Source organism: Bacillota bacterium, from assembly GCA_040754675.1.
Lineage (GTDB): Bacteria > Bacillota > Limnochordia > Limnochordales > Geochordaceae > Geochorda.
In genome coordinates this window covers 1-3,987 of the sequence record JBFMCJ010000381.1, presented here as the reverse complement: position 1 = coordinate 3,987, position 3,987 = coordinate 1, and the positions used below count along the sequence as shown (strand labels likewise).

5 protein-coding genes are annotated in these 3,987 nt (G+C 66.1%); all 5 read left to right on the top strand.

Going from position 1 to position 3,987, the window contains the following annotated elements; genetic code table 11:
• Positions 1-848 (top strand): XdhC family protein (locus AB1609_17285; protein MEW6048202.1); only part of this gene is annotated, 848 nt, incomplete at its 5' end.
• A 124-nt stretch (positions 849-972) separates the two neighbouring features.
• Entirely contained in the window at positions 973-1,995 is a 1,023-nt protein-coding gene (locus tag AB1609_17280) for a molybdopterin-binding protein (GenBank protein MEW6048201.1), read from the top strand.
• 48 nt (positions 1,996-2,043) lie between these two features.
• A complete protein-coding gene (modA, locus tag AB1609_17275) occupies positions 2,044-2,853 on the top strand; it encodes a molybdate ABC transporter substrate-binding protein (GenBank protein MEW6048200.1) in 810 nt (269 codons plus the stop codon).
• A 4-nt stretch (positions 2,854-2,857) separates the two neighbouring features.
• Positions 2,858-3,544 (top strand): molybdate ABC transporter permease subunit, encoded by a 687-nt coding sequence (gene modB / locus AB1609_17270; GenBank protein MEW6048199.1) that lies wholly within the window; start codon positions 2,858-2,860, stop codon positions 3,542-3,544.
• Between the two features lie 4 nt (positions 3,545-3,548).
• A partial coding sequence (locus AB1609_17265) for an ATP-binding cassette domain-containing protein (GenBank protein MEW6048198.1) occupies positions 3,549-3,987 on the top strand: 439 nt, incomplete at its 3' end.

Sequence of the window (3,987 nt, the reverse complement as noted above, 5' to 3'; positions counted from 1 at the left end):
CAGCGGCCCTGCGGGACGCGGTCGTCGCGCGTCGCACCGTGCGGTTTCTTACCTGCCTGGAGCCGCAGCGGGTGCTGGGTGCAACGGTGGTGGGTGCGGAGGAGCCGCTAGCCTGGGCGGGTATAGATTCAGAGAGCGCCAAGCTCGTTTACCGCGCGGCGAAGGGGTATGCAGGCTCGCCCCCGTCTGCTTGCGCAGGACAGGTCGATGTCGACGCCGCGGGGGAACGTTGGAAGGTGTTCGTCGAACAGATTGAGGCGGGACCGCTTCTCCTGATTTGCGGAGGGGGTCACATTGCGCTGCCTCTGTGCCGGATGGGGAAAATCCTTGGCTTTGCAGTTGTGGTGGTGGATGACCGCCCGTCGTTCGCCTCGGTGGAACGTTTTCCCGAGGCTGATCGGGTGATATGTTCGCCCTTTGAGAAGGCCCTGGAAGGGTTTCCCGTGGACGGTGCCACCTACGCGGTGGTCGTCACGCGGGGTCACCGTCACGACCTGGAGTGCGTGCGGAAGTTGCTCGGGCGCGGCGCCGGGTATCTGGGTATGATCGGCAGCCGCCGGCGGGTGGCGGGGGTGTTCAAGCTGTTACAAGAGGAAGGATGGCCCGAGGAAGAGCTCGCTCGGCTGCACTCCCCCATCGGGCTGGACATCGGAGCCGAAACCCCGGAAGAGATCGCTCTGTCCATCCTGGCCGAGATAGTCAAGGTGCGCCGCGGGGGCTCGGGGCGGTCCCTTTCTTTGGCCCAGCGTTTCCTTGCCTCGTGCTGCAGAGATGGCGGGTTGTCGGGGCGTGACTCGGGGTGTGAGGGTACTTTTCGAAAGTCTCCGCAACCTTCGCCCGATGGATGACGAAGGTCACACACGGTCCGGCACCGGAATCATATGCGCATCCGGCGGGGTTTTGAAGCAGGTTCCGCAGGGGCGGCGCACGGTGCTTTACGGCAACGCGCTTGAGCGACGGGGAGTGGTGTGGTTGAGGTTGCGCGAAGTGCGCTTAGACGAAGCGGTGGGATTGTCCCTGGCGTACGACCTCACGGAAATCGTGCCCGGGCAGCACAAGGGAGCCGTCCTGCGGCGGGGGCACGTGTTGACGGAGGCCGACCTGGAAGTCCTGCGCCGCATAGGAAAGTCTCACCTGCAGGTGCTCGAGCTGGGACCAGGTGAGGTGCACGAGGATGATGCCGCCCGTCGCCTGGCTCAAGCGATGGCCGGTCCTGGGATTGAGGTGAGCATGCCGGGGGAAGCATGGGCCGACCTGCGCGCCTCGCGGACTGGCCTCTTGAAGGTGGACTCCGTTCGGTTGCAACGGCTGAACCTCGTGGACGGGTTGCTGGTTGCCACCCGCCACGACAACTCGCCGGTGAAGGAAGGCGAGGTGGTGGCAAGGGCCAAGGTACGGGACCTGGCGGTGCGGGAGGAGGTGCTTCGGGAGGCGGAAGGCATCGCGGCAGGGCATCCCATGCTCTGCGTGCTTCCATACCGTAGGCTCCGGGCGGGGACGGTTATCACCGGCAGGGAGGTGTACGAGGGCCGGGTCAAAGACGCCTTTGGGCCCCTGCTCCGTTCCCGATTGGAGGAATACGGCAGCACGGTGACCCACATCGAGTTCGTGCCCGACGAAGTAGCGGAGATAGCGCGGGCCATCACCTCCATGCTCGGGAAAGATGTGGACATGGTGCTCGTGACGGGCGGCATGTCGCCGGACGATTCCACCGTGGAAGGTGTTCGTCGCAGCGGGGCAGAGGTGGTGTTTCACGGGGTCCCGGTTTCCCCGGGAGCGATGAGCGTGCTGGCCTATGCGGGAGAGGTGCCCGTCGTGGGCATCCCGGCCGGCCTCCTTGCCCGACAGCGGGGGTTCTTCGACTTGGTGCTGCCACGGCTGCTGGCGGGCGAGCGCCTGAGGAGGGAGGATGCGGTGCACTACGGCCACGGCGGGCTGTGCTGGGGGTGTACGGTTTGCGCGTTCCCGGCTTGCTCGTTCGGGAAGGGCGCATAGAAGGGGGCGGTAGATACGTGGTGTCGTCATCCTCATGCGAGGATCACGATGGCCAACGTGTGGCCCCAAAGCGCGCCCGGGGAGGCAGTTCGGACGGGCCTGGTGCCGGTCCTGCTGGCGGCCGTCCTCGTCGCCGTTGGGTGTGCGAGGGCCACGCAAGGCGAACTTACCGTTTCCGCCGCCGCCAGTCTGAAGGGTGCGCTTACGGAGGTGGCCCGGCTATACGAGAGCAGGCACCCGGGGGTAACGGTCCACCTTAACTTTGGCAGTTCGGGCAGCCTGGCGCGCCAGATCGAGCACGGCGCCCCGGTGGAGGTGTTCGTCTCGGCGGGAACTCGCGAGATGGACGCCCTGGAGCGCGGCGGGCTCATCGACCCGGCCACGCGCCGGGACCTCCTGTCGAACCGGATAGTGCTCGTGAGGGCCGCCGGGTCAAGCGTGCCCATCCGCGGGTGGGAGGACCTGGCTAGCCCGGCTGTGCGGCGGCTGGCCATGGGCACGCCCGAGACCGTTCCTTGCGGGCAGTACGGGAGGGAAGTACTGGAACACCTGGGTTTGTGGGACAGGGTGCAGAGGGAACTGGTATTTGCCAAGGACGTCCTGCAAGTCGTCAGCTACGTGAAGACGGGGAATGCGGACGCCGGGATCGTATTCCTGACCGACAGTCGGGACCCCGCGTTGCAGGTGGTGGCCCAGGCTCCTCCTGGTAGCCACCGTCCCGTGGTTTATCCTGCGGCCGTTGTAAAGTCCTCGCGCCATGCTCGCCTGGCACGCCAGTTCATGTCCTTCCTCGCGAGCCATGAGGCGATGGCCGTTTTCTCCCGTTACGGGTTCGTAGTGCCGGAGGAGGGGAAGTGAAGCCGTGGGTGGCTGCCTGCCGCCCGTACTGCTGTCCCTGCGCATTGCCGTGGTGGCCACGGCCGTTGTGTTTTTTCTGGGGACCGGGGCCGCCTGGGCCATGGTGAAGCTGCGCTGGCCCGGCAAGCGGGTGGTAGACGCGCTGTTCACCTTGCCTCTGGTCGTGCCCCCTACCGTCACGGGCTTTGTGCTCCTGGTGTTGCTGGGGAAGAACGGTCCGCTGCGGCGGCTGCTCGGGCTGGGCGGCGTCGAGATCCTGTTCACGTGGTGGGCCGGGGTGGTCGCCTCGGCTGTGGTGGCCTTTCCGCTCATGTACAGCGCGGCCAGAGCCGGCCTGCAAACCGTGGACGAGACGCTGGAGAAAGCCGCCCGCACCCTGGGGGCTTCGGAGGCAAGGATCTTCTTCACGGTCACCCTTCCCCTGGCCTGGCCGGGGTTGGGGGCGGGACTGGTACTCTCGTTTGCGCGGGCCCTGGGGGAGTTCGGGGCCACCCTGATGGTGGCGGGCAACATACCGGGGAAGACGCAGACCGTGCCGACTGCCATCTGGGCCGCTGCGGAGGCGGGGGACATGAGGACCGCTGGCCTGCTGGTGGTCATCATGCTGGTCTTCGGCTTCTCCGCCACCTGGGCGAGTCGTGCCTGGTCGGAATGGCGCTTCGGCAAGCACGTACGGGCCCGCAGGGGGTGAGACGTTGCTGAGCGTCAGGTTGCGCAAGAAGCTGCCCGACTTTACCCTTGAGGTGGATTTTGAGTGGGAGGACGGCATCCTGGTGGTGTTCGGTCCTTCGGGAGCGGGGAAGACCACGCTGCTAGACTGCTTGGCCGGGCTACAACGTCCGGACGAAGGCCGGGTCGAGCTCGGCGGTAGGGTATTGTTTGACTCGGAGCGGGGGATCAACCTGCCTGCACAGAAGCGCGGGATTGGCTACGTCTTCCAAAGCTATGCTCTTTTCCCCCATCTCACCGTCAAGGACAACGTGATGTACGGCATAAGGAGGTGCAAATGCCGGGACAACCGTTACCGCCTGAGCGTCCTTGAGGTGCTGGAGGCGCTGCGCATCACTCACCTGCAGAACCGGTACCCGGCCCAGCTCTCAGGGGGAGAGCAGCAGCGGGTGGCGCTTGCCCGCG

Excerpts from the sequence above, each read along its gene's own strand:
- modA (MEW6048200.1), top strand. The coding sequence starts at position 2,044 with ATGGCCAACGTGTGGCCCCAAAGCGCGCCCGGGGAGGCAGTTCGGACG.